General features: G+C 32.6%; 24 protein-coding genes. 9 read left to right on the top strand and 15 right to left on the bottom strand.

The features are described 5' to 3' along the window. Both AC15TD_RS02145 and AC15TD_RS02140 read right to left on the bottom strand, forming a co-directional pair. Complete coding sequence (locus AC15TD_RS02145) at positions 1–1023, bottom strand: metal-dependent transcriptional regulator (protein WP_484450493.1); 1023 nt, start codon at positions 1021–1023, stop codon at positions 1–3. Then, positions 1020–1673, bottom strand: a complete 654-nt coding sequence (locus AC15TD_RS02140) for a metal-dependent transcriptional regulator (RefSeq protein WP_484450492.1) — start codon at positions 1671–1673, stop codon at positions 1020–1022. Before AC15TD_RS02140 ends, AC15TD_RS02145 begins: the two co-directional genes overlap by 4 nt. Before the next feature lie 135 nt (positions 1674–1808). Between AC15TD_RS02140 and AC15TD_RS02135 the strand changes: the two genes are divergently transcribed. Continuing rightward, positions 1809–2168 carry a YraN family protein gene (locus AC15TD_RS02135; RefSeq protein WP_484450491.1) on the top strand — a complete coding sequence of 120 codons (360 nt, stop codon included), beginning with the start codon at positions 1809–1811 and terminating at the stop codon, positions 2166–2168. 134 nt (positions 2169–2302) lie between these two features. Next, on the top strand, positions 2303–2875 hold the full coding sequence (locus tag AC15TD_RS02130) for a hypothetical protein (RefSeq protein ID WP_484450490.1): 573 nt from the start codon (positions 2303–2305) through the stop codon (positions 2873–2875). Between the two features lie 80 nt (positions 2876–2955). Here the strand turns inward: AC15TD_RS02130 and AC15TD_RS02125 are convergent, their stop codons facing one another. The 3 genes from AC15TD_RS02125 to mfd are packed head-to-tail and all read right to left on the bottom strand — an operon-like array spanning position 2956 to position 8069. Beyond that, the gene (locus AC15TD_RS02125; RefSeq protein ID WP_484450489.1) at positions 2956–4272 is read right to left on the bottom strand and encodes a peroxiredoxin family protein; all 1317 of its coding nucleotides are present in this window, start codon (positions 4270–4272) and stop codon (positions 2956–2958) included. A 50-nt stretch (positions 4273–4322) separates the two neighbouring features. Beyond that, a complete protein-coding gene (locus tag AC15TD_RS02120) occupies positions 4323–4691 on the bottom strand; it encodes a hypothetical protein (protein WP_484450488.1) in 369 nt (122 codons plus the stop codon). 3 nt (positions 4692–4694) lie between these two features. Next, positions 4695–8069: a transcription-repair coupling factor gene (gene mfd / locus AC15TD_RS02115; protein ID WP_484450487.1), complete on the bottom strand. Its 3375-nt coding sequence runs from the start codon at positions 8067–8069 to the stop codon at positions 4695–4697. 280 nt (positions 8070–8349) lie between these two features. Between mfd and AC15TD_RS02110 the strand changes: the two genes are divergently transcribed. Next, positions 8350–8781, top strand: a complete 432-nt coding sequence (locus AC15TD_RS02110; RefSeq protein ID WP_484450486.1) for a tellurite resistance TerB family protein — start codon at positions 8350–8352, stop codon at positions 8779–8781. Positions 8782–9529: 748 nt separating this feature from the next. Here AC15TD_RS02110 and AC15TD_RS02105 read toward each other — a convergent pair. From AC15TD_RS02105 to metG, 6 genes are all read right to left on the bottom strand, one after another. Beyond that, entirely contained in the window at positions 9530–11653 is a 2124-nt protein-coding gene (locus AC15TD_RS02105; RefSeq protein ID WP_484450485.1) for a Tex family protein, read from the bottom strand. A gap of 250 nt (positions 11654–11903) precedes the next feature. Further along, a complete protein-coding gene (locus AC15TD_RS02100; RefSeq protein WP_484450484.1) occupies positions 11904–12425 on the bottom strand; it encodes a ferritin in 522 nt (173 codons plus the stop codon). Positions 12426–12526: 101 nt separating this feature from the next. After that, on the bottom strand, positions 12527–13156 hold the full coding sequence (locus AC15TD_RS02095) for a class I SAM-dependent methyltransferase (protein ID WP_484450483.1): 630 nt from the start codon (positions 13154–13156) through the stop codon (positions 12527–12529). Between the two features lie 110 nt (positions 13157–13266). After that, complete coding sequence (locus tag AC15TD_RS02090; RefSeq protein WP_484450482.1) at positions 13267–13971, bottom strand: YiaD family glycine zipper/OmpA-like lipoprotein; 705 nt, start codon at positions 13969–13971, stop codon at positions 13267–13269. 22 nt (positions 13972–13993) lie between these two features. Continuing rightward, positions 13994–14464, bottom strand: coding sequence for a lipocalin family protein (locus AC15TD_RS02085; protein ID WP_484450481.1), 471 nt, complete (start codon positions 14462–14464; stop codon positions 13994–13996). 201 nt (positions 14465–14665) lie between these two features. Beyond that, positions 14666–16795, bottom strand: a complete 2130-nt coding sequence (gene metG / locus AC15TD_RS02080) for a methionine--tRNA ligase (RefSeq protein ID WP_484450480.1) — start codon at positions 16793–16795, stop codon at positions 14666–14668. Positions 16796–16921: 126 nt separating this feature from the next. Between metG and AC15TD_RS02075 the strand changes: the two genes are divergently transcribed. After that, the gene (locus tag AC15TD_RS02075) at positions 16922–17902 is read left to right on the top strand and encodes a S66 peptidase family protein (RefSeq protein ID WP_484450479.1); all 981 of its coding nucleotides are present in this window, start codon (positions 16922–16924) and stop codon (positions 17900–17902) included. A 19-nt stretch (positions 17903–17921) separates the two neighbouring features. Here the strand turns inward: AC15TD_RS02075 and AC15TD_RS02070 are convergent, their stop codons facing one another. The 3 genes from AC15TD_RS02070 to AC15TD_RS02060 all read right to left on the bottom strand — a co-directional run bounded on the left by AC15TD_RS02070 (position 17922) and on the right by AC15TD_RS02060 (position 21043). Next, on the bottom strand, positions 17922–19676 hold the full coding sequence (locus AC15TD_RS02070; RefSeq protein WP_484450478.1) for an energy transducer TonB: 1755 nt from the start codon (positions 19674–19676) through the stop codon (positions 17922–17924). Positions 19677–19687: 11 nt separating this feature from the next. Continuing rightward, positions 19688–20227: an RNA polymerase sigma factor gene (locus AC15TD_RS02065; RefSeq protein WP_484450477.1), complete on the bottom strand. Its 540-nt coding sequence runs from the start codon at positions 20225–20227 to the stop codon at positions 19688–19690. Between the two features lie 72 nt (positions 20228–20299). Next, positions 20300–21043 (bottom strand): TerB family tellurite resistance protein, encoded by a 744-nt coding sequence (locus tag AC15TD_RS02060; protein WP_484450476.1) that lies wholly within the window; start codon positions 21041–21043, stop codon positions 20300–20302. Positions 21044–21252: 209 nt separating this feature from the next. Between AC15TD_RS02060 and AC15TD_RS02055 the strand changes: the two genes are divergently transcribed. From AC15TD_RS02055 to AC15TD_RS02035, 5 genes are all read left to right on the top strand, one after another. After that, positions 21253–21663 carry a BrxA/BrxB family bacilliredoxin gene (locus tag AC15TD_RS02055; protein ID WP_484450475.1) on the top strand — a complete coding sequence of 137 codons (411 nt, stop codon included), beginning with the start codon at positions 21253–21255 and terminating at the stop codon, positions 21661–21663. Positions 21664–21767: 104 nt separating this feature from the next. Next, the gene (locus tag AC15TD_RS02050; protein WP_484450474.1) at positions 21768–22166 is read left to right on the top strand and encodes a hypothetical protein; all 399 of its coding nucleotides are present in this window, start codon (positions 21768–21770) and stop codon (positions 22164–22166) included. Positions 22167–22192: 26 nt separating this feature from the next. Beyond that, entirely contained in the window at positions 22193–22930 is a 738-nt protein-coding gene (locus tag AC15TD_RS02045) for a lysophospholipid acyltransferase family protein (protein ID WP_484450473.1), read from the top strand. A gap of 9 nt (positions 22931–22939) precedes the next feature. Beyond that, positions 22940–23932 carry an acyl-ACP desaturase gene (locus AC15TD_RS02040; protein WP_484450472.1) on the top strand — a complete coding sequence of 331 codons (993 nt, stop codon included), beginning with the start codon at positions 22940–22942 and terminating at the stop codon, positions 23930–23932. 58 nt (positions 23933–23990) lie between these two features. Continuing rightward, the gene (locus AC15TD_RS02035) at positions 23991–24644 is read left to right on the top strand and encodes an HD domain-containing protein (protein WP_484450501.1); all 654 of its coding nucleotides are present in this window, start codon (positions 23991–23993) and stop codon (positions 24642–24644) included. On the opposite strand, the gene AC15TD_RS02030 is transcribed toward AC15TD_RS02035, so the two are convergent. Further along, positions 24641–25528: an AraC family transcriptional regulator gene (locus tag AC15TD_RS02030; RefSeq protein WP_484450471.1), complete on the bottom strand. Its 888-nt coding sequence runs from the start codon at positions 25526–25528 to the stop codon at positions 24641–24643. The two genes, AC15TD_RS02035 and AC15TD_RS02030, sit on opposite strands and share 4 nt — an antisense overlap. Positions 25529–25665: the final 137 nt, after the last annotated feature.

Raw genomic sequence — 25665 nt, 5'->3', positions numbered from 1 at the left:
TTAATCTTTTTTAATTAGAATTTTTGCCGCCTGATTTTTACGCAATGCTATTGAAGTCCCTTTAATTAAATACGCATGTGGTTCGCCTAAAGGGTTTAATAAATCTATTTTAACCGTGGCGCCTTTTACAAAACCTAAATCCAATAAACGCCTTCTGCTTTCGCCTCTACTTTCTTTAGATATACCAATAATATGCGCATTTTCATCGGTATTCAAACTGGATAATCTGGTAATATTATCCTCTAGAACAACCTCTTTCTCAAGTAAAGCAACTGTTAAATTGGACGCTACAATTGGAGCTAGCTTAAACTGTTCACCTTCCGATAGAAATACAATTCTGGTAGCATTGTTTTCAATCACTTTTATGAATGACCCTATGTGAATATTTTCAGCTAATATCTGTTTATAGATAATTTCGGGTTCGTCTTCAATATGCGTTATTCTCCCCACTGAATTTACAGGCAATAACGGCAATTCTACACCGTGTACTTTTGCTATTTTACCCGTTTTTGTTGGTATGGGATCACCATGCGGATCAAATTTTGGATTTCCCAATCGGGCTGCTAATTGTTCAGCATCTTCATGGGTTAATTGATGTTCCATCATCTCTGCCCTATCGTGCCACTCTTCCCTTTTAAAGCCTGTTTTATCTGCTAGATACCGCTCCCACAAACGATGTACTCTCACAATTCTAAGCGCATAATCTCTACCGGCATCGGTGAGTTTCAAAACTTCACTATCGAAATAAATTAAGTTATTAATGGTCATTTCTTTTACCGCTTCAATAATGCTTTTATTACTGAAGTTTAAAACCTGAACTAGCGTTTTTGTATCGACTCTACTACCAGAATTCTCAAAGTGATAGAGCTGTTTTAAGACGTCTTCGATAATGGTTTTTTTATTACTCGAAAAATTATTTTTTAATACCCAAAACCATCCTCTTGTTGGTCTAAAAAGAAAAAACAAGAGTCCCGAAATTGCAAAAAAGATAATGAGCGCTGTTACAGGATTATAAGACATCATAAACTTAGATATAAATTTTGTGCGACTTCTTTTGAAATAATCATTTTCTGAGTTTTCGTTTGAATGGTTAAAGAGTTATCAAACGGTTCGAAATCTAAAACCTTTATAGCATCTCCAAGAGCCAGATTATTTTTATTTAAATACTTTAGAAATATATCTGAAGCATCTTTAACAAATGACAAAACGCCTTCTTTTCCAGCTTCGATATCCATAATATTCACACTTTTAACAGGGGAATAATTGCCGTCTTTATCAGGTATAGGATCGCCGTGCGGATCGTGCGTTGGATTTCCTAAAAAATCGTCCAATTCGTTTACTAATTTTAGAGATTTTATATGTTCTAACTGTTCGGCTACATCATGAACCTCATCCCATGAAAAATTTAGATTTTCTACTAAAAACACTTCCCATAGTCTATGTTTTCTAATTACTATAGCAGCGGCTAAACGTCCTTTTTCAGTTAAACTTACACCTTGATATTTTACATAATTAGCTAAGTTTTTTTCAGCCAATTTTTTAATCATATCGGTTACTGATGATGCTTTTGATTCAATTTTTTCTGCAATAGCATTGGTGCTTACGGCAACCATTCCCTGCTTCCCCAAATGATAAATAGCTTTTAAATAATTTTCTTCCGATAAGGTAACCATACTAGAAACTTTTATACAAAGATAGTGTATTTTACTCAGAGGTAAATATTTTTTTAGATAAGACTAAATATATGAATAATATAATGAATAAATTATGTATTTTTAAAGGGCTAAATTGAAGACTAATCATTCTATATGGCACAACACAACGAACTCGGCAAAAAAGGCGAACAACTTGCGGTAGATTTTCTGTTAAAAGAAGGTTACAACATTATTGAACGCAACTATCGTTTTGATAAAGCCGAAGTTGATATTATCGCTCAAAAAGAAGATGTTCTTGCTATTATTGAGGTAAAAACTCGCTCTACTGCAGATTTTGGGAATCCGCAAGATTTTGTAAAACCTAAACAAATACAACGACTCGTTAAAGCTGTTGATGAGTATGTTACTGCAAACTGTTTAGATGTTGAAGTGCGTTTTGATATTATTGCTATTGTAAAAGAAAAAAACCAATTTCACATTGAGCATTTGGAAAATGCGTTTTACCACTTTTAATAATGTAGCTCATCGATTTACGTAAGAATTAACTTTAAATATCTGCCAATTTGTGTCACTCATCGGAAATATGGTGTTTTTATCGTAATATTTTTTAAATTCATACTGATTAACCCCCCCCAAATCATTTAGCTATGAAAAAATTTACTTTTATCTTTTTCATTGCCTTTACCCTGGTATTATCTGGTTGTCATATAGAAAATATTGATAAAAACGCAGCGATGAATCTTAATTCAGATACAAATTCTCAAATTTCAATTGACTTAGATTATCTTGGTGAGGAATGCGTTTCTGTCAATTTAATAGCAGGACAACATCATGTTGCAGGAAGTGTAACGGTTTATAATGATGGTGATAATCTAATTATTGTTTACACTACAAATGATGATTGGACAATTGACCTCACACATTTAAGTATTGGAAATTGTGATGATGACCGGGCTCTACTTACTAGCTCAGGAAACCCAAAAATAGGTAAATTTGAATTTACAGATCCTTATTCTATTAGCGATAATGAAGTAATCTATGTTATACCTTTAGCTGATTTAGATGACTCCTATTGTTTCGCTGCTCACGCTGTAGTGCAAGGGCCGACTGGTGGAGAAACTGCTTGGGCTGATGGCACAGAATTTCCTGGAAATAGTTGGGCAATGTTTGTAGAAGGATTACTATCGAATTGCAGTAGTGACATAGGAAATCCATCCTAATTGTTTAATATAAAAGCAACAAAAGGTGTATTTATTAATGCCCCTTTTGTTGCTATAACGTTTTGTCAATTCTAATATCTTTAATTTTCAAAATATTCTTTTAACTCATTTATATCATCTGGTTTTGCAATAATTTTTTTGTTTTTATCCAGCACAAAATAGGTTGGTGTCGATGACACATTATAACTATTACCAATAGCATTATCCCACTTGCCTAAAGCAAGAACATGGATAAAATCGGGGAGTTCCAATTTCTTTTTATTAAATAACCCATCGTCGTCTTCTAAAGCAATAGCAACAACTTGAATTTTTTCTTTTGATAATGATTTTACATAGGTTTCTAATTCCGGAATTTCATTTAAACAATGCGAACATGTTGTGCTCCAAAACACCACTACATAATATTCTGAAGTTTTTAAATCGCTCAGCCTCTTGCCATTTTCATTGCCATCTAAACTAAAATCTGGCGCCGCACTTTGCAACGAAATCTGTTTAAATTGTATGAGCCCATCAATAAGTACTTGATCTTTTAAAGTCTTTCCTATATTGATTAAATGGTTCTCTGAAATGTAATTAGCAACATCATCGAAACTTGAGTCTGCCATACTTTGCCATAACTGAAGCAATAAACTACTTTGTATTTCTAAAGGAGCGTCTTTCATTGCTAAACAAAATACATCAATATTTTTCTTGTAATTAGCAACAATATCTACTTCGCCCCGACCCATTCCCAACACATAATTATACATGCGTTCGACTAAAAAATCTGAACTTTGTAATGTTGTATTGTTAAAATCAACATAATCGAAAAAATGGCCTTCTAAATTATTAATGTATGTTTCTATATCTTCAAAATGTTCCGGAACATAGGGCTTATTGGCCTTAATAAATGCGAGTGCGATGGTTTCGCTGGCTGCTGCTTCAAAAGATTTTTGAGTGTCTCTTTGCGTTTTAAAAATGTTCATTAACGCTAGCGTATCTGTACTTTTTTGTCTAAAATAATTTCCTATACTTTGACTTATCATCGCCATGCTGCTTGTATAACCTGTAAACAATTTATTCTCTAAAGACTCTTTATAGGTGATACCTGTTTCAGAGTCAAAAGTAAATTCAATATCTTCTTTGGCGTTATAAATAATATCGAAATTGTACTCTTCTTTTGGCATCGCATAGACAATTTTATACATGCCTGCTGTCGCAGCAGAATCTAATCGTATTTCAAAACTCCCACCTTTTTTAATTTCAGAATTTGAAATGTATTCCGAAGAAAGTGGCTTTATTTTATAAAGCAATGCATATTTATAATCATCAGCATGAGTAAATGTTCCTTTTATAGTATGCTGAGAAAAAAGAATACTAGGGAAAAAGAAAACTAAAAAAATAATTCGTTCAAGCATGATATAAATTTATTTAATTCTTGACAATTATTAAGCCAAATTATTATTATTTACAATTTAGATTCAAGTCCCTCTTGCCACTCATCTAGAAACTCTTCAATTTCTTCAATAAATTCATTAGGTTTTTGCGTTCTGCTGATTGTACAATGTAATACTACTTTATTTATTTGTGGTGGATACCCATATGTTATGGTCCAACTTAAAGCATTAGGACAATCCAGCAAACTAAATCTTACGCCTCCTTTAATTTTATTGAAACCAATTATAAACTCTCCCCAAAGCGTCATTCCTTTAAATTCGTGATCATCACCATCAATAAACAGCATAGTATCTGTAAATTCGCTCACAGATTTAGGTGTAATACGCTTTTGGATAATACCTTCTGAAACTTGTTTATTTATACTTCTAAAAAATTCCATTTTTTAAATAATTTGTTGTAGTCTTGATAACGCCTTTTCAATAGTTTTTATGTTTTCAAATGAAAGTAATAAACGCAATCCATTACGCGTTTGAGTCTCTTTCATTTTACAATTATTTGGGTTTGATTTTACAAACTGTAATACTTTTGTAAACGCTTTACTTTGATAAAAACGGCTTTGTTGATCGTTAATAAAATAGCCAACTAGTTTACCATGTTTCATGATTATTTTTTCAAAACCAATCTTGCTGGCAATCCATTTAATTCTTACGCTATTTAATAAATCTATAACTTGAACAGGTAATTCACCAAAACGATCAATAAGCTGCGCCTCGAAGGCTTTAAGCCCTTCCTCATCTTTAATCGTGTTAAGTTGTGAATACAAACTCAAACGTTCTGAAATGTTATTGATATAATTATCAGGAAATAATAATTCAAAATCGGAATCAATGGTAATGTCTTTTACATATTCCTTTTCTACCGAATCATCCTGATATAAATCTTTAAACTCATTTTCTTTTAATTCTTCAATAGCTTCATTTAGTATTTTCTGATAGGTGTCAAAACCAATTTCATTAATGAATCCACTTTGCTCACCTCCAAGTAAATCACCTGCACCACGAATCTCCAAATCTTTCATAGCGATATTAAAACCACTACCAAGTTCTGTAAACTGCTCTAAAGCAGTAATACGTTTTCTGGCGTCATCAGTCATTGCTGAATATTCTGGTGTAATAAAATAACAAAACGCCTTTTTATTGCTTCTACCAACGCGACCACGCATTTGATGTAAATCACTCAACCCAAAATTATTGGCATTATTAATAAAAATGGTGTTTGCATTGGGAACATCAAGTCCGCTTTCAACAATGGTGGTACTAACCAATACATCAAAAGCGCCATTCATAAACGCCAACATAAGTTGTTCTAATTTTTTACCATCTAATTGTCCATGACCAATACCTATTTTAGCATCGGGCACCAAACGCTGGATCATACCGGCAACTTCTTTGATATTTTCTATACGATTATGAATAAAGAAGATTTGTCCGCCGCGCTCAATCTCATAGCTCACGGCATCACGAATAGTTTCTTCATTAAAACGAATGACATGACTTTCAATAGGGTATCTGTTTGGTGGTGGCGTGGTGATAACCGATAAATCACGAGCTGCCATTAAGCTAAATTGCAGTGTTCTTGGGATTGGCGTTGCGGTTAAGGTAAGTACGTCTACATTTTCTTTTAATGTCTTGAGTTTCTCTTTTACAGCAACGCCAAATTTTTGTTCTTCATCAACAATAAGGAGTCCTAAATCTTTAAACTTTACATTTTTATTTACCAATTGGTGGGTCCCTATAATGATATCAACCTTACCGTTTTCAAGATTTTCTAAAGTTTCTCTTTTTTCCTTTGTTGTTCTAAAACGGTTTAAGTAATCTACCGTTACTGGAAAATCTTTTAATCGTTCTGAAATGGTTCTGGAGTGCTGATAGGCAAGAATAGTAGTAGGCACTAAAATTGCTACTTGTTTTCCGTTATCTACAGCTTTAAAAGCGGCACGAATAGCCACTTCGGTCTTACCAAAACCAACATCGCCACAAACTAATCGATCCATGGGACGCTCACTTTCCATATCGGATTTAATATCTGCTGTTGCCGTACTTTGGTCTGGCGTATCTTCATAAATAAAAGATGCTTCCAGCTCATGTTGCATATAACTATCCTGATTATACTGGTAGCCTTTTTCGGTTTTACGTTTTGCGTAGAGCTTAATTAAATTAAACGCCACATGTTTTACGCGGGCTTTAGTTTTGGCTTTTAAGGTTTTCCAGGCATTACTACCTAGTTTATATATTTTCGGTGGCTTCCCGTCTTTACCATTAAACTTGGTGATTTTATGGAGTGAATGGATACTTAGGTATAACACATCGCGCTCTCCATAAACCAATTTAATAGCTTCTTGTTTTTTGCCTTCAACATCTATTTTTTGAAGACCTCCAAAACGACCAATCCCATGATCTATATGCGTGACGTAATCACCAATATCTAAATTAGTGAGTTCTTTTAGCGTAATAGCTTGCTTTTTGGCATAACCATTTTTAAGTTGAAATTTATGATAGCGTTCAAAAATTTGATGATCGGTATAACAAACCAACTTATTTTCATAATCTACAAACCCTTGGTACAAGGATAGTACGATGGTTTTATATGGTTTTACTTCTAAGTGAGAATCGTCAAAAATATCATGAAATCGTTTGGCTTGTTGCTCACTTACGCAAGCAATATAATTGGTAAAACCGTTATCATAATTGGCATTTAAATTTTCAATAAGTAAATTGAATTGCTTGTTAAAAGCAGGTTGAGGCACAGTATTGAAAATAATTTCATAGGGTGGAATATATTGCTTCGTTTCACTCGCAATAACATTATTATTAAAATAGGATGTAGAACCAAACTCAACCAAATTAAAATCTGATAATTGCTTTTTTAGCAGCACAGAATCACAAAATAACTCATTGGGTTCTGCATGTTTAATATCTGAAGACAATGTTTTAAAAGCGTCTTCAGCCTTTGAATAAAAATCATCTATTCTTGAAAAGAACAAGTCGGCATTCTTAAAAAAGACGACAGTTTTTTGCTTACTGTATTTTAAAAAACTCTCTCGTTGTTCATCTAAAAATTTATTCTCAACATTAGGAATAACACCAATTTTTTTAATTTGCTCAAGAGATAATTGCGTCTCAACATCAAATGTTCTAATACTATCAACCTCATCTCCAAAAAATTCTATTCTATAAGGCTCATCATGCGAAAAAGAAAATACATCCACAATACCGCCTCGTACTGAGAATTCGCCAGGTTCTGTTACAAAATCAACTCTTTTAAATTGATATTCAAAGAGCACTTCGTTTACAAAATCAATGGATAGATTATCACTAACCGCTATTTTTAAAGTATTACGCTCAAGTTCTTTTCTGGTGACTACTTTCTCAAAAAGCGCATCTGGGTAAGTGACTATAATGGCTGGCTTTTTACGTGAGTTTATTCTATTTAAAACTTCCGCTCTTAATAATACATTAGCATTGTCTGTTTCTTCAATTTGGTAAGGTCTGCGGTAACTTCCCGGATAAAAAAATACGTCTTTATCACCACATAATTGTTCTAGATCATTCAGATAAAAGGCAGCCTCTTCCTTATCATTAAAAATAAGTAAGAATGGTTTTTCCGCTTGTTTAAAAACACTTGAAATAACAAAGGAAAGTGATGAACCTACTAATCCCTTAAGATGCGTGTTCCCATGGATTTTGGCAATAGCAGTTTGAAGATTTTGCGTTTGCAAAACCCGTGCATAAGTTTGTAACAGAACTGTTTTACTCAACTAATTACGTTTGTTGTGATTAGTATCAATTAATTTTTATTGCTATAGTGGTGCAAATATAGCTTAAGAATTACTAAAAATGAATTTAGATTTGTTATTTTTATAGAAACAATGCGTTAGCGATTGGACCATTTGTTTAAACTCTTTATGTGCTTTAATAAGCATATAAAAGCGAGTGATAAAAGCGTGACATTTTGCTAACAAAATGAAAAGCCCAAAAATATTTTTTGCAAAAAAACGAAAAAAATATGTAGGTTTGCAGCACTAAAAATTAAAGTACATGTCAATTTCAGATTTATTTGATAGCGGATTTAAAAAACGAAATGAAGACCATTTTGCCGCTATTGTGAGAGTAGCCATGGATGATGGTATTATTACTGAAGATGAAAAAGCATTTTTGAATAGATTAGCTCAAAACTTAAATATTAGTGAAGCTGAATATAAAACTATTTTAAAAGATTATCAATGTCATCCTATAAATCCACCGGTGTCTTACGACCTCCGCTTAGAACGTTTATATGATTTAGTGAGAATGGTTCATGTAGATCAGATTCATGGGGATTCAGAACACAGGCTTTTAAATAAAATTGGTGTTGGTCTTGGGTTTCATGCCGTAAACGTAAAATATATAGTTGACAAGGCTTTAACACTTGTGAAAAATGGTGTAGACTTAGATACTTTTATAGAGCAAATAAAGAACATGAATAAATAATATCACATTATTCATATTAAAAAAAGCAATTACAACACTAACAATTAATCCAATATTAACTTTACCTCAATCTTTAGCAATAATAATAATATACGTGTATTTTATATTTTTTTATTTAATAAATATGTTATCGCCAATTCTCTACCAGCGAGAATACCAACAAAAACCCAGTTGAAAACCATTGGCCACTAGCCAATAATGTTTTCTTTTATGCTTATCTAATTTATCGAGTGAAACCACAGACTCTAACTTTTTAGACAAAATGAGGTAAACTAAAATTGAGAAAACAAATGCTAAAGCATAACCATAAACAGACTTTAAAATCATTTTCTCGATAATTACACTCGACGAAAAAACACTCAAAATCATAAATATTGTACTAACAGGTATTCCAAATCGCGTAATAAGTAATAATGTTATTGGAGCTAAGATATACCACCAATTAAGTTGACTAGGTAATGGAATATTATTAAGCCTGCCATAAGATACGTCTCCAGAATAAGAAAACCATCCATAATAAAATGTTACCGTTAAAATACTAGCAGCAAATAGCCATAAAAAATACCATTTAATTTTATGATTAGAAGATATAAATGTACCCAGGATCTGAATTACATCGTTAGCGATAACCGCATAAACAGAAATTAAAAACCCTAATTACCCTATCACCTGTTCCATTTCAAAATTTTATAAAAGTTTTTAACTGTAAAGTGATTTCTAGCAAAAACGTATCTTCATAATAATATTTTTATTTATACAACTTCAATTGAATACGCTTTCGTGGAATATCTACTTCTAACACTCTTACTATAATTTGTTGATGCAAACTTACATGCTCATTCACATCGCTTACAAAAGCATCTGCTATGTTTGATACATGAATAAGTCCGCTTTCTTTTATGCCCACATCCACAAAACAACCAAAGTTAGTGATGTTATTTACAATCCCAGGAAGTAATTGTCCTTCGCGTAAATCATTAATAGTTTTTATGTTTTGATTAAAAGTAAATACTTTGGCTTGCTCACGAATATCGAGACCTGGTTTTTCTAATTCTTTAACAATATCTTCAAGGGTAAGTAGTCCCGCAGCTTCTGAACTATATTTTTTTAAATCTATTTTTTTAAGAAGCTCTGAGCTTCCTATTAATTCTTCAATGGTTTTACTTAAGTCTTTTGCCATTTTCTTAACAATGGGATAACTTTCAGGATGTACTGCCGAATTGTCTAACGGATTCTTAGCATTCTTAATTCGTAAAAATGCAGTACCTTGTTCAAAGGCTTTGTCTCCTAGACGTGGTACTTTTTTAATCTCTTCTCTTGAAGAAAATGCACCATGTTCATTTCTGTATTCAAAAATATTTTCAGCTAGTTTCGGACCAATGCCAGACACATAACTCAACAAACTTTTACTGGCTGTATTAATGTTAACACCAACAGAATTCACACAATTTTCAACGACCATATCTAATGATTTTTGAAGTTTTGTTTGATCGACGTCATGCTGATATTGACCAACACCTATAGATTTAGCATCAATTTTTACTAATTCTGCCAATGGATCTTGTAAGCGCCTTCCAATAGATACCGATCCTCTTACCGTCACATCATAATTAGGGAATTCTTCTCTTGCGATTTTTGATGCCGAATAAATACTAGCGCCTGCTTCGCTCACCACAAATACCTGCATATCGTTTTTAAAACGAATTTTTCTAATTAAGGCTTCGGTTTCTCGTGATGCAGTTCCATTTCCAATGGCTATAGCCTCAATTTTATAAGCATCGGCTAACGAGCTTATTTTTTTCATAGCGCCAATAGCATCACTTTTGGGAGGGTGCGGATAAATGGTTTCGTTATATTTTAACTGCCCTTGTGCATCTAAACACACTACTTTACAACCAGTTCTAAATCCAGGGTCGATTGCCAATACTCGTTTTTCCCCAATAGGTGCCCCTAATAATAATTGTTTTAAGTTTTTGGCAAATACATTAATAGCAGACTCATCGGCATTTTCTTTCGCATTCTGAAGGGCTTCATTTGATAACGACGGAAACACTAAACGCTTGTAAGCGTCTTGAATAGCTAATTCAATTTGCTCCGTACAGGCATTATTAGAACGAATGATTCTGTCTTCAATTTTCGCTAAGGCTTTCTCATGATCAATCTCAATTTTAACTTTAATGAATCCTTCATTTTCCGCTCTTAAAATAGCTAATAATCTATGCGAAGGAATGCGGCCTAACGATTCAGACCAATCAAAATAATCTCTAAATTTTTGAGCGTTTTCATCTTCTATTTTTACTTTTACTACTTTTGTAGAAATGATGGCAAAACGTTCTAATTGGAGTCGAATGTTGTTTCTAACATCGGTACGTTCATTCACCCATTCGGCAATAATATGACGTGCGCCTTCTAAAGCATCTTCAGCAGAATTTACGTCTCCTTTTGCATATTTAAAAGCAATAGATTCAACATCATTGGCATTTTGGCTCATGATGATTTTTGCCAAAGGTTCTAATCCATTTTTTCTAGCCGTTTCTGCTTTTGTTTTTCGACTTTTTTTGAAGGGTAGATATAAATCTTCAAGTGTTATAATATCCTGAGACGATTCAATATTTTGTTTTAATTTGGCGGTTAATACGGCTTGCTCTTCTAAGGCTTTTAAAATAGTTTTTTTGCGTTTTTCTAAGACTTCAAATTGTTCTTTATATTTAACAATATCACCAATTTGAACCTCATCTAGATTACCGGTACGCTCTTTTCGGTAACGAGAAATAAAAGGTATCGTGCAATCATTATTTAATAATTCAACCGTGTTTAAAACAGAACTTGCTGGAAGTTGGGTTTGTTTGACAATAAAAGGTATAAGTTGCATTAACAAAAAAATTAAATCATCTGCAAGTTAGAAAAGTATCTAACTTTAAAGCTTGTTTTTAAAAATTCTTAGGCTACTTTTTTTATCAAATCAAAACAGGGGCACTTAGCGCATCGGTGTCCTTTCTTCTTTTTGTATTTATTACAGCAATCTTTTTTGGTTTTATCTGAGATGATAACTCCAAGTTCTTTTAACTTTTTGATTGCTATCTTTTTCTTTTTTTTTCCCAAAATCCAGTTAAAATTACAATTTAAATACCTGCTTGTGGAGAAGCCGCACTTACAACTGTTAATTGTTGAATATCTCTGTCAAATAAGTATAAACCGCCTTTATCGTTTCCAATGAGATTAATTTTATCTAGAATAGTTCTGGCTACTGCTTCTTCTTCAATTTGTTCAGATACATACCACTGTAAAAAGTTATGAGTCGCATAATCTTTTTCTTTTAATGTAATATCAACTAAATCATTTATGCTTGTAGACACAAAAATCTCATGTTTTAAAAGCAGTTCAAACATATTCTTAATGGTGTCAAATTCTATTTTAGGCTCGGCAAGTTGAGAAATTTTAGCATGTCCGCCACGTTCATTCACAAACTTAATCAGTTTAAGCATATGGTCCCTTTCTTCCTGAGATTGGGTATACATAAAATTAGCAATCCCTTCTAGCCCCTTTACTTCCGACCAGCAAGCCATAGCTAAATAAATTTGAGAAGATTCTGCTTCTATTCTAATTTGATTGTTAAGTGCCTTTTCAATAATTTTTGATAACATATTTTTGTTTTTTTTTATTTAGTAAAATTCATTGTACGCTTTTCTGTTGCTGTGGCTAAAAGTAATACCTTGTTTTTATTTATAACATGATATAAATCAGATTATTGTTTTTGGAAAAGTGTGTAAACATAAGGTCGTTCTCCTCCAGAAGGATTGATAAAGTTATAATTAAAGGTTTTTATTAACTTAAAATCTCCTCCCAATTTATCCTTAAGAATCTCTGCATTGTATCGCTTTAACTGTAAACCGGAACATTTTTCAGCCCCATGTAATGCGAAAACAGCAATAAGAACAAAGCCTTTTTTAGAAACAATTTGTTGAATTAAATTGAAATAAGCCTTTTGTTCTTCTTCCTTTAAAAAGAAATGTAAAACTGCTCTGTCAATCCATAAATCAACTTTTTTAACCTGATTTAATGTTGTTGGATTCGTCAAATCATCCACAATAGTATTTAGTTGATGATTAAACCTTTTTTGGATACGTTTTTTTAGCTTTTCTAATGCAATGTCACTCAAATCATTTGCAGTAATATTGGTATATCCTAAATCTAAAAGTTTATCTATTAATGTTGTTGTTCCTGCTCCCACATTCAAAATTGCGGCATCTTTAGGCAGATTAGTTATAGTAATTAATGAAAGTGTTTTCTTTGGATTAGGTTCATACCAACCAAGTTTTTCATCTTCTTTTTGATAGACTGCATCCCAGTGCCCTTTCAAATTTTGAGTTTCCATACTTAATTCAAATGAAATATATGAAGTAAAGTTACGTTATTTAAATAAAAAATCTCCTTTTCAAAGTAAGATTGAAAACGAGATTTAAAGAATTATTATATTATAATTTTTTAATTTCCAGATTGCGTCTTAGCATCTTCAATCATTTTTTCATTAGGTAAAATAGCCACATTTACGCGTCTGTTTTTAGCACGACCTTCGGCTGTAGCATTATCATGAAGCGGTTGCGCTTCGCCAAACCAGTTGGTTGTTAAACGACCTTGACTAATCCCGTTTTGAGATAAATAATTACTTACCGCATAAGCTCTGTTTTTAGAAAGCGTCATGTTATAATCTTCTGCACCTTGGCTATCTGTATGTCCAACAACAAGAATATTAGTGTCTGGGTATTCTTTAAAAACGCCAATTAATTTATTTAATGTGGTTTGAGATGCTGTATTGATATTATACTTATTAGTATCAAAATATACACCGCTAGTTTCATCAAACGTTACTACGATTCCATTATCAACACGTTCTACTTGAGCCCCTGGAATTTCTTCTTCAATTTTTTGGGCTTGTTTGTCCATTTTGTTTCCAATAAGGACACCAGCAGTACCACCTACAACACCCCCAATAACAGCGCCTAATTCACCATTCCCACCTTTACCAACATTGTTTCCTATAATAGCACCTAAAATAGCACCACCTGTAGCACCAATTACTGCGCCTTTTTGTTTGTTATTTGCATTTTGAACAGCTTTACAATTCGTTAAACTAACCGACAAAATAAGGGCTAAAACGATAATTCCAATTTTATTTATAAGTGTTTTCATGTATATATATTTATTCTTTTTTTTAAAGTTTATTAAAATTCATAGTAATAGTAAATGGTTTTCCATCAACTGATACTGTTTGTTGCCATTGCATGGCTGCCTCAGACAACGATTTTAAGCTCAATCTGAATCCTTGATTGGTATCAGATTTATTCTTTTCGTTAGTAGGTTTTAATAAAAAATCATAAAGTCCTGTTTGCGGATCAATTTCCTGAATTGTAAATACAAAATTACGAACTCCCGTAGAACAACTAGCTTTATTAATAGTATATACGCCTGTATTGTTATTAGGAATAAACTGCCACGAACTTCCTTCAAAACATGTTTTTGATGCATCGTTAAGTAAGGTGACATTGTAGGTTCCTGTTTCGCTATAAGATATAGAGCTTAATGTCCACTCCCCTTTAATGACTTTTTTTGATTCTCTAACGGTTTTTGAAGTTCCACAACTGAATAATCCGATTGCTAAAAAAATTAGTAATATTTTTTTCATAATTATTATGGTTATATTATGTTACAAAGTTCTAAAATTTTTGATGAGTTTACTTTATAAGATTATCTAATTAGTTTATATCATTTCCATTTAGAATCAGCATTATTATCTTTGAAATAATGTAAAAACATATAATCGTTATCGTATATGTTTTAATATACGAATATTATTTCCTGTTAGATGCTAAAAATAATTTTAAGGTTAACTTATCTGCAATCCATTAGCTGTAGATCCATCATCTGGATTTACGAATACTAGTTTACCTTCGGGATTTTCAGTCATTAAAATCATGCCTTGACTTTCAACACCTCGTAAAGTTCTTGGTGCTAAATTAACTAAGACGGTCACTTTTTTTCCAATAACCTCTTCGGCAGTAAAACTTTCAGCAATACCTGATACAATGGTACGCACATCGATGCCTGTATCTACTTTTAAAACCAGCAGTTTTTTCGCCTTGGGCATTTTTTCGGCTTCAAGAATAGTCCCTACTCGAATATCTAATTTCGTAAAATCGTCAAACGTAATCGTATCTTTTTGAGGATCTACGGTTTTATTTTCGGCTTCGTTTGCTTTTTTACTTGCTATGAGTTTATCCATTTGCCTTTGAATGGCGTCATCTTCAATTTTAGAAAATAACAATTCTGCTTCGCCAATTTGATGACCTGAAGGAATTAAAATTTCTTTTGTGGTTACATCGTCCCAACTTAAATCGTCAATGTGAGACTCATTTTTATAAGTCTTGGCATTCTGCTCCATTGAAGAGATCACCACGTCGCTTTGCTCCCCATTATAACGTAAACCAAGAATCTTTTTAAGTTTCGTTGACGTAAATGGCAAAAATGGTTCGCTTAAAGTTGCTAAAGCACTTGCTATTTGTAAGGCGACATACATGATGGTTTGCACTCTTAACGCATCAACTTTAATGACTTTCCACGGTTCTTCATCGGCTAAATACTTGTTTCCTAATCTCGCCAAATTCATTAATTCCTGTTGAGCTTCTCTAAAACGATAACGCTCTATAGAACTTGAAATCATATTTGGATACGTTTTGACAGCAGCCAAGGTGTCTTCATCTACTTGACACAATTCACCTGGTTCTGGAACAATACCCTTGTAATATTTATTGGTTAAGACCACCACACGATTAATGAAATTTCCAAAAATAGCTACTAGTTCATTGTTATTTCTGGCTTGAAAATCTTTCCAAGTAAAATCATTATCCTTAGCTTCAGGAGCATTGGCTGTTAAAGCGTAGCGCAATACATCTTGCTGATTTGGAAAATCTATTAAATAATTTGGTAACCAAACGGCCCAATTTTTTGAAGTTGATAGCTTGTTACCTTCCAAATTTAAAAACTCGTTAGCTGGCACATTTTCTGGTAAAATATAAGAACCTTCTGCTTTTAAAACCGCAGGGAAGATAATACAATGAAATACGATGTTATCTTTCCCAATAAAATGAACCAGTTTTGTGTCTTTGTCTTTCCAATAAGGTTCCCAGTCTTTCCCAACGCGTTTTGCCCATTCTTTAGTTGAAGAAATATAACCAATAGGGGCATCAAACCATACATAAAGTACTTTGCCTTCTGCGCCATCAACGGGCACAGGAATTCCCCAATCTAAATCTCTGGTTACAGCGCGAGGGCGCAAGCCATCATCAATCCAAGATTTTACCTGTCCGTACACATTAGGCTTCCAATCCTTTTTATGACCTTCTAAAATCCATTCTTTTAAAAATGCTTCATATTTATCTAAAGGAAGGAACCAGTGTTTCGTTTGTTTTAAGGTGGGTACATTTCCTGTAATGGCGGACTTCGGGTTAATTAAATCGGTAGCATTCAAACTTGTTCCGCAGTTTTCACATTGGTCACCATAGGCTTCTTCATTGCCGCATTTTGGACATGTTCCTGTTACAAAACGATCTGCTAAAAACTGATTAGCTTCTATGTCATATAATTGTTCTGAAGTTTCCTCAATAAATTCGCCTTTATCATAGAGTGCTTTAAATATTTCGGAAGCTGTTTCATGATGAATTTTTGCTGAAGTACGCGAATAATTATCAAAAGAAATTCCGAAATCTTCAAATGATTGTTTGATAATGGCGTGGTATTTATCAACAACATCTTGAGGTGATACACCTTCCTTTTTTGCCTTAATAGTAATAGGTACACCATGTTCGTCACTCCCGCAAATGAAAGCAACATCATTTCCTGTTAATCTTAAATAACGTGAATAAATATCAGCAGGCACATATACACCCGCCAAATGGCCAATATGAATGGGTCCGTTTGTATAAGGTAAAGCTGCTGTAATAGTATATCTTTTAGACATTGTTGAATATTTTGAAGCCACAAAAGTACACATTTTGAGGGCTATTTAGAAAAAAAATGTACATTTACCAAAGACTAAAAAACCTACTTGTTTTCTATAAATTTTATTCTAATAAAATATTAAAGCATGATATTTAAACGCCTTTTATGTATTCTTTTATGTATAATAACTTCTGAAACGTTTTCACAAGATAAAATGACACAGCCACCCTATTTAAAAGTAGGCGATACTATTGCCATTGTAGCGCCTTCTGGAGTATTAATAAATAAAGACAATAAAATTGAACAAGCCATTACCCTTTTAAAAAGCTGGGGTCTGCATGTTGTTATTGGTGATCATGTTTTTAACGTAAATAATCATTTTGCAGGCACTGATGATGAACGTTGTGAGGATTATCAAAAAGCTTTAGATAGCCCTACAATTAGTGCTATTTTATGTGCAAGAGGTGGATACGGAACTGTAAGGCTTTTAGATAAATTAAATTATTCTGAATTTAAAAAACACCCTAAATGGCTGATTGGGTATTCTGATATTACTGCGCTACATAATCAATTACAAAATGAAGGATTTGAAAGCATTCATGGTTTGATGTGCATGAGCATGCAAGAGGACTTAAGTGAGATTAAAGAAACAATTTCTTCCTTTAAAAATGCGCTTTTTGGGAGGCCTTTAACTTATACTTTAGAAGGTTCTGAATATAATAAAACGGGGACCTCTTCAGGCAAATTAATTGGTGGTAACTTAACCTTATTACACACCATGTTAGGTTCTAAAACGACTATAGATACGTCTGGAAAAATATTATTTATTGAAGAAGTTGGTGAATATAAATACCACATAGATCGTATGCTGCAAAGTTTAAAACGTGCCGGTTATTTTGATAATTGCAAAGGTCTTATTGTTGGAGATATTTCTAATATACGGAAAAACACTACAGAATGGGGTTCTTCAATAGAACAACTTATCATAGACGCACTCTCTGAATATGATTTCCCAATAGCATTTAATATGCATGCCGGTCATGAAGATGATAACAGAGCCATGATTTTTGGAAGAACGGTTGATTTAACTGTTGGTAAAAATCAATCTACAGTTGTGTTTGAGTAGTAAATTATAAACCAGACTATTAATCTAAAATTTTTAATTGCCTTTTTAATTCTTCAATGTTTACCTCCTTAAAATGAAACTCTACACTTGGCTTTGGTTGCGTTTTAGTTTCTACAATATCAACATATAATTTTCCATGATCCTTTTTTATTGCAACGAGTACTATTTCCTCTCCATTCGGTACATTTTTAAAATAAAATTCCCCGTTTATTTTCCTACTTGGAATCACACCAAATATTGACTTGAAAACCATATTTATAATAGTTCCTCGATAATCGTTTATTTTTAGTAAATACTTTATATTGTTACTGCTGTTTACAAATCTATCGCAGTTTATCCAACCTAAATTCGAACTTCTTAAAATGTAATTATTTACGTCGTTAACGCTCACATTAGCGTTATTCTTAGACGTAAAACTTTCTTCAAAGTTTATATTAACGACGGAATCTTGAATGGGATTCGTACCAATAAGCATTGCATTATCACTATTTAGAACTTTTCCGGTGGTTCCATGTACTTGAAAAATAATGGGCAATGAATATAGAACCATTACCCGTTTTCCACGTTGTTTTCCTGGTTGCATTTTTGGTAATAATGAAATCACTCTACTTGCTTCACGCTCTAAATCTGAATAATTTGCTCTAGTTCGAATATTTACGACTTCACCATCTTTGTTAATTTTGAAAATGACATTTATTCGTTGCCTTCCTCTTAAACCAAGATTTGTTATAATTTTCAAATTAAAATTTCTTTGAACAAATTTACTAATAGCTTCAGACATACATCTTTTGCCAGAGGCATTATATAAATTTTCGCAACCAGGATATACGGGAATTTGCTCTATAACAGCAAAAGGCACTTCAATATCTTCTTCAACGACTTCATTTTCAACTATCGGAACGTTTTGTTTTTCTAAAGTCCAATTTATGACTCCTTCTTTCCATTCGCCTGAAAACAGTTGCATATTTTCCTTTTTAACTTTTGAAGGAAATACAATTTCAATACGCGCGCTTTCTTTTAGTTTTAAAATGGCTTCGTTCTGCTTCACTTCAATATGCAGCATGCCGCCAGTCTCTAATAAATTCCCATTAGACGTGGTTGTTAAATTGGCCAACAATATATCTGAAAGATTATAAAATTCGGTAACATTCAGTTCTAAATTACCATGTACTTCGATATTATTACTATTTATAAACGAATTGGCTTTAATCATTAACTTGGTGCCTTCTTTACAAATTAAAGTGGTGTCCTTTTTAGAATTAATAATATATGTTTGAGCTGTTTTTTTAGGAATTACAACCTCAGATAATTCTTCCTTTATCTCTATTTTGCTAGATATAACTTGTTCTTCATCCTTTACTTTTTCTGTTTTTAAAGTATTTTTAACCGCCATTGTGTCTTTCATAACAGGTTCTGGTAACACAGAATCTAAAACTATTTCGGTAGTCGTAATGTTATTTGGTTTCGCTTTGGGTTTTGTAATGGTATCCGTTTTTAAATTGATATAAATCAATACTGAAACAGTTAAAACTAACACCGAAATTCCTAAATATTTAAACCATATATTTCTAACATAAATTTGCTTTGCTTTTTTAATTTCGGTCTTTAAGGTTCGTCGTTTTAAGCCTTCTAAAAAATGAATGTGGTCTTCATACAAACTATTAAATTCGGCATCTGTTTTTAATCGATTTTTAAAGTCTTGATTGTCACTTTTAGATAGTGTTCTATTTAAATAGTTATTAATTAATTCTATATTTTGAATGTAATGTTCCATAATGTTTCGAATTAAGATTGTACAATGTTACTTGTTTGATAGATGTCTTTTGCTTTGGCTAAGCACTTATACTTCTGGTTTTTCGCAATCTTTTCAGATTTAAAATTCATCACGTTTGCAATGTCTTTAAAAGACAATGCTTTGTGATAAAACAGTTGTAAAAGTTGTTGACATCGTTGTCCTAATTCGAGAAATGCACGCTCTGCGCGTTGGTACTTTTTTTCTTCTAAAACGCTATGGAAATATTCTATTTCTGTATCACTAAAATTTTTCAGTTCCTCCTTTGAAAATTTCCTTTGGGAATCTTTCCAAAGAAATCGAGATACTGAATATAAATAGGTATAAAATGAAGAAGTAAGTTTAAATTCTGATTTCTCAAGATTTCTATTGAGGATAATTAAGGCTTCCTGAAACACATCTGAGGCATCTTGTTTTTGTCCACCTTTGGAAATAACTAAAGACTCTATTTTTGGATATAAGGTGTATAATTTACAAAAAGCTTTTTCCCGATGACCTTCTTTAAAAAGTTCTAGAATTTTTTTATCGTTCACAAAACTGGTTTCTTACTTAATGGTCAAACTACGAAAAGGTCTCCTTATTTATTTCAAAATTTTTAAATTTAATTAAAACCCACGTTCCTTCTGTAACTTTTCATAAGCAACTTGTACTTGTCTGAATTTTTCTTCGGCACCTTTCTGGTGCTCTTTGCCTAAGTGAATCACTTTATCAGGATGATATTTTTTAGCCATGGTTCTATAGGCTTTTTTAATCTCGTCGTTAGTGGCGGTTTTATCAATCTCTAGAATTTTATAAGCATTATCTGTGCTATCATAAAACATGGCTTTTATGCTTTCATAATCTCTAGAATTTATGCCCAAATACCCTGCAATAGTATAAATTTGATTGACTTCGTCTTCGGTAACAAAACCATCGGCCTTAGCGATTCCGAATAAAAAATGTACTAATTGCAAACGCGACGCATGTTGCATCATTTGCCTAATCTGAAGACACACTTGCCTAGTGGAAATATTTTTTAGTTTGTTTATTTCTTTAAATAATTTAAAAGCATGATTGGCCCGTTCTTTACCATACATGCCTACAAACTGGTGGCGAACATAGTCTAGTTCGCGTTGGTCTTGTTTACCATCGGCTTTTATAACAATAGAGGCTAATATTAGTAGGCTTACCTCAAAATCTCCTGGCTGTGTTTGCGCTCTTTTTATTGATTGTTGTTCCTTATAAACCGTATTGGAATTTCCATTAGACATTCCATCGACAACACTTCCTAGGGCCAATCCTAAAATAGCACCAATAGGTCCGCCAAACGACCATCCTAACGCAGCCCCTATCCATTTTGAAAAACTCATGTAAGTAAAAAATTTATTTAACGTCAAACCTACATATAAATTCATTCTTGTAAAAGAAGAAATTATATTAACTAGGTTCACTCTAGACAATTTATTAAAATATCAATAATTAAGAGTAAATTAATATTTGTTAGTTGATTGCATGTTGGTTTTGTTACACAATTGATATATTTGCAATCATAATTAGTTAATTTTAAAAATATAAAAATATGTATCCAGCAGAATTAGTAAAGCCAATGCGCGAAGATTTAACCAAAGTTGGTTTTGAAGAATTACATAGTGCCGAAGCTGTAGATGCAGCTTTAGCAAAAGATGGAACAACCTTAGTGGTTGTAAATTCAGTTTGTGGTTGCGCCGCAGCCAATGCACGTCCAGGAGCAAGAATGAGTTTACAAAACGTTAAAAAACCAGAACATATAGTAACTGTTTTTGCAGGTGTTGATAAAGAAGCTGTTGATCAGGCCAGACAACATATGGTTCCTTTTCCTCCAAGCTCTCCATGTATCGCTTTGTTTAAAGATGGTGAATTGGTTCATATGTTAGAGCGTCACCATATTGAAGGTAGGCCAGCTGAAATTATTGCTGAAAACCTCATGGATGCTTATAATGCGCATTGCTAATATCTCAAACTTAAAAAATAAGAACCACGATTTATTCGTGGTTTTTTTATTGTTTAACACAACCATTATAAAAATATCACATCTAACAAATAAATTGTTAAAAGATGAAGAAATCAATCTCCAAATTTATTTTAGTACCACTATGTTTGTTTTTGTTTTCTACACAATGTGACGATGATATTGAACCTTTTACACAAGAACAAGAAACGCAAGAATTATCCTTATTAAGACAATCTATTGAAAACTTAGCCTCTCAATCTGTTTGTAATGAATCTACAGAATGTGCTTATATTGCTTTTGGTAGTAAACCCTGCGGAGGCCCTTGGAGTTATTTAGTTTATTCTAATTCTATTAATACCGAAGAACTAGAAAGTATGGTTGAAGGTTATAACCAAAAAGAAGCCCTTTACAACACAAGTTGGAATATTATCTCTGAATGCTCTATTGTAAATCCACCTTCAAGTTTGATATGCGAAAATAACACCTGTATTGCTGTATATTAAAACTAAGTTTTTACTTATTTTTGAACATGTTAAAATTATTATCATACCCACTTACGGTTATATATTATGCCCTTTTTTTATTGACCCTTGTCATTTTTCATCCTATTCAATGGGTTTGTTTTAATGTATTTGGTTATCAAACTCACAAATTAAGTGTGGATGTTTTACAATTGTGCTTAATGCGTTGCGCCAATATTTTAGGAACCCGTTTTACCTTTACAAATATCCATAATATTGATACCAATCAACCCTTAATTATCGTTGCCAATCACCAAAGCTTTCACGATATCTATCCGCTTACCTGGTATATGCGCAAATATCACCCTAAATTTATTAGTAAAATAGAATTAGGAAAAGGCATACCTAGCGTCTCTTATAATTTACGTCATGGTGGTGCCGCATTAATAGATAGAAAAAACCCAAGACAATCTTTGCCTGCACTCATGAAGTTTGGTGAATATATTGAATCTAATAAGCGAAGTGCTGTTATTTTTCCGGAAGGAACAAGAAGTAAAAACGGTGTTCCAAAACCATTTCAAACGAAAGGATTGGAAATTTTAATTAAAAAAATACCGTCTGCTTTAATCGTTCCAATTTCTATAAATAATTCGTGGAAAATGTTTCGTTATGGGAAATTTCCTATGGGTTTAGGCACCCATATTACATTTACTGTTCATAAGCCCATAAAAGTTAGTACCTTTACAAATAAAGAAGAGCTTATTCATACAGTAGAAGCTACTATCAAAAAAAATATACAACCATAAATAATATATATGTCATTAAAAAATGTCCGTTTAGAAGTCATGAAGTTTTTGGAAAAAGATGTCGATTCCTTAATTGATAAATACTTAATTCCAATTGAAAAAATATGGCAGCCAACAGATTTTCTACCAAACTCAGAAAAACATACTTTTTTTGAGGATGTTAAGGAAATAAGAGAATTGTCAAAAGAGTTGCCCTATGATTTTTGGGTGGTGTTGGTAGGTGATATGATTACTGAAGAAGCCTTACCAACTTATGAATCTTGGCTCATGGATGTTGAAGGAATTGATCAAGTTGAAGGTCAGAATGGATGGTCTAAATGGATACGTCATTGGACCGCCGAAGAAAATAGACATGGCGATGTGCTTAATAAATACTTATACTTGTCGGGTCGTGTAAATATGCGCGAAATTGAAATAACCACCCAACACCTTATTGCCGATGGTTTTGATATTGGTACCGATAGAGATCCTTACAAAAATTTTGTGTATACCAGTTTTCAAGAATTAGCAACCTATATTTCTCATAACAGAGTGGCTAAAATTGCTAATAAAAATGGTAATAAGCAATTGGGGAAAATGTGTAAAATTATTTCTGGGGATGAAATGAGACATCATCATGCCTATTCAGAATTTGTTGAGCGTATTTTTAAAGTTGATCCAAGCCAGATGATGATGGCTTTTCATTACATGATGAAACAAAAAATCACTATGCCAGCGCACTTCTTAAGAGAATCTGGTGATAAAATAAGTACCGCATTTGAAGAATTTTCTAATACAGCACAGCGAATCGGGGTTTATACATCAAGAGATTACGTAGATATTTTACAAAAACTAATTGTGCGATGGGAAATTGATAAGATTACAGATCTTAACGATGAAGCTGAAAAAGCAAGAGATTATCTTATGAAATTACCAGACAGAATGTTACGAATAGCAGACAGAATGAAAATTCCTGAAAATTCATTTCAATTTAAATGGGTTGAACCAGCAGTTATTAGGTAATTTGAAATATTAAAAAATTCCTTTCCAAAACGAAAGGAATTTTTATTTTTATACCATGATGACTCCGCAGGAACAAATAAATAAAACAAAGGCTTTTGTAAAAGAACAATTAGCAAATGCCGAAGGCGGTCATGACTGGTTTCATATAGAACGTGTTTATAATAATGCTTTACTTATTTCTAAAAATGAAGCAGTAGATGCATTTATTGTTGCCCTTGGAGCCTTATTACATGATATTGCCGATAGTAAATTTCACAATGGTAATGAAACCATTGGCCCTAAGATTGCTCGTGAGTTTTTATTCAAACTGAATGTAGATTCAACCGCAATCGAGCACGTTATTAACATTATTAAAAACATTTCTTTTAAAGGTGGAAACGAGGCTCAAAAATTTCACTCACCAGAATTAAGTGTGATACAAGATGCTGATAGATTAGATGCTATTGGTGCCATTGGTATCGCGCGCTGTTTTAATTACGGAGGTTTTAAAAACAGGCCACTTTATAACCCGGATATTAAACCAAACTTGAATATGACTAAAGCGGAATATAAAGCTTCAACGGCACCTACCATAAATCATTTTTACGAAAAATTACTTCTTCTAAAAGATAGAATGAATACTCAAACTGGTTATAAAATAGCCTTAGAAAGACACCAATATATGGAAAGCTTTTTAAAGGAATTTTATAAAGAATGGCATGGTATTAATTAAACAAGTGTTGTCTGTTCAATAATTTTTTTAATTTCTTTTCTGTAGTTAGAAGCGCTTTTTCCAGTAATCTCGTTAAACTGTTTATTAAAATGAGAAAAGTTATTAAAGCCACACTCGTAACAAATATCTGCAATACTTAATTGGCTTTCATTCAACAATTTCGTTGCATGTACCACCCGATATTCATTCACAATCTCTGTAAATGTTTTCCCGGTAGCTTTTTTAAAAAATCTACAAAATGCAGGTACCGTCATACTCACTTTATCGGCAATCTCTTCTAAACTTATGTGGCGCTGAAAGTTACTATTTACAAACTTAAAAATTACATCAATTTTTGAACTGTCTTGTGGTTTCGTCTCAAATGCAAATCCATCTGCATTTAACAAGGTATAATCTTCTGATTTTGCTAAGTCATTTAAAACTTCAAGTAACTTTAAAATTCTTTCAAACCCTTCTAATTCGGGTAAACTCTCAATTTTAGGTCCCACTAATTTTTTTGCTTCTGGTCTGTAAAGAATTCCTTTTTTAGCGCGTTCAAATAAGGTTGCAATCCCATTCATCTCAGGTGCATTAAAAAATCCTTCCCCTAAAAAATCAGGTTTAAACTGTATAACAGTTTCTGTACCATTAGCGGTAAGTCTATCTGTAAATCCGTTATGAGGAAGATTAGACCCTAATAATATTAATTGACTGTTATTAAAATATGAAAGATGATTTCCTATATGTCTTTTTCCCTTACCTTGATTAACGTATACCAGTTCTAACTCTGGGTGAAAATGCCAAAAGGCAAAGTTATTCTCCCGTTTTTCAGTATGTTGCTTAATTAATAAAGAACTACCAAAACTAGGGCTTACTTTTTCAAATGTAGGTTTCTTGTTAGGCATATTATTTTTGTACAAATTTACAACATATATTTTTTAAAAGATATATTGTATTAACAAAATTATATGCTATTTTATCTTAACAATTTGTTAACTATAATTTTACAGTTAAAATAACACATAATTTGACTAAAATGGAT

This window comes from Yeosuana sp. (assembly GCF_057126245.1).
The sequence above is the reverse complement of the archived record's forward strand: the minus strand, read 5'-3'. Positions and strand labels throughout refer to the sequence as shown.

Bases quoted from the DNA above. Each gene is read 5' to 3' on its own strand.
- AC15TD_RS02145 (WP_484450493.1), bottom strand. From the start codon at position 1,023: ATGATGTCTTATAATCCTGTAACAGCGCTCATTATCTTTTTTGCAATT.
- AC15TD_RS02140 (WP_484450492.1), bottom strand. From the start codon at position 1,673: ATGGTTACCTTATCGGAAGAAAATTATTTAAAAGCTATTTATCATTTG.
- AC15TD_RS02135 (WP_484450491.1), top strand. From the start codon at position 1,809: ATGGCACAACACAACGAACTCGGCAAAAAAGGCGAACAACTTGCGGTA.
- AC15TD_RS02130 (WP_484450490.1), top strand. From the start codon at position 2,303: ATGAAAAAATTTACTTTTATCTTTTTCATTGCCTTTACCCTGGTATTA.
- AC15TD_RS02125 (WP_484450489.1), bottom strand. From the start codon at position 4,272: ATGCTTGAACGAATTATTTTTTTAGTTTTCTTTTTCCCTAGTATTCTT.
- AC15TD_RS02120 (WP_484450488.1), bottom strand. From the start codon at position 4,691: ATGGAATTTTTTAGAAGTATAAATAAACAAGTTTCAGAAGGTATTATC.
- AC15TD_RS02110 (WP_484450486.1), top strand. From the start codon at position 8,350: ATGTCAATTTCAGATTTATTTGATAGCGGATTTAAAAAACGAAATGAA.
- AC15TD_RS02105 (WP_484450485.1), bottom strand. From the start codon at position 11,653: ATGCAACTTATACCTTTTATTGTCAAACAAACCCAACTTCCAGCAAGT.
- AC15TD_RS02100 (WP_484450484.1), bottom strand. From the start codon at position 12,425: ATGTTATCAAAAATTATTGAAAAGGCACTTAACAATCAAATTAGAATA.
- AC15TD_RS02095 (WP_484450483.1), bottom strand. From the start codon at position 13,156: ATGGAAACTCAAAATTTGAAAGGGCACTGGGATGCAGTCTATCAAAAA.
- AC15TD_RS02090 (WP_484450482.1), bottom strand. From the start codon at position 13,971: ATGAAAACACTTATAAATAAAATTGGAATTATCGTTTTAGCCCTTATT.
- AC15TD_RS02085 (WP_484450481.1), bottom strand. From the start codon at position 14,464: ATGAAAAAAATATTACTAATTTTTTTAGCAATCGGATTATTCAGTTGT.
- metG (WP_484450480.1), bottom strand. From the start codon at position 16,795: ATGTCTAAAAGATATACTATTACAGCAGCTTTACCTTATACAAACGGA.
- AC15TD_RS02075 (WP_484450479.1), top strand. From the start codon at position 16,922: ATGATATTTAAACGCCTTTTATGTATTCTTTTATGTATAATAACTTCT.
- AC15TD_RS02070 (WP_484450478.1), bottom strand. From the start codon at position 19,676: ATGGAACATTACATTCAAAATATAGAATTAATTAATAACTATTTAAAT.
- AC15TD_RS02060 (WP_484450476.1), bottom strand. From the start codon at position 21,043: ATGAGTTTTTCAAAATGGATAGGGGCTGCGTTAGGATGGTCGTTTGGC.
- AC15TD_RS02055 (WP_484450475.1), top strand. From the start codon at position 21,253: ATGTATCCAGCAGAATTAGTAAAGCCAATGCGCGAAGATTTAACCAAA.
- AC15TD_RS02050 (WP_484450474.1), top strand. From the start codon at position 21,768: ATGAAGAAATCAATCTCCAAATTTATTTTAGTACCACTATGTTTGTTT.
- AC15TD_RS02045 (WP_484450473.1), top strand. From the start codon at position 22,193: ATGTTAAAATTATTATCATACCCACTTACGGTTATATATTATGCCCTT.
- AC15TD_RS02040 (WP_484450472.1), top strand. From the start codon at position 22,940: ATGTCATTAAAAAATGTCCGTTTAGAAGTCATGAAGTTTTTGGAAAAA.
- AC15TD_RS02035 (WP_484450501.1), top strand. From the start codon at position 23,991: ATGACTCCGCAGGAACAAATAAATAAAACAAAGGCTTTTGTAAAAGAA.
- AC15TD_RS02030 (WP_484450471.1), bottom strand. From the start codon at position 25,528: ATGCCTAACAAGAAACCTACATTTGAAAAAGTAAGCCCTAGTTTTGGT.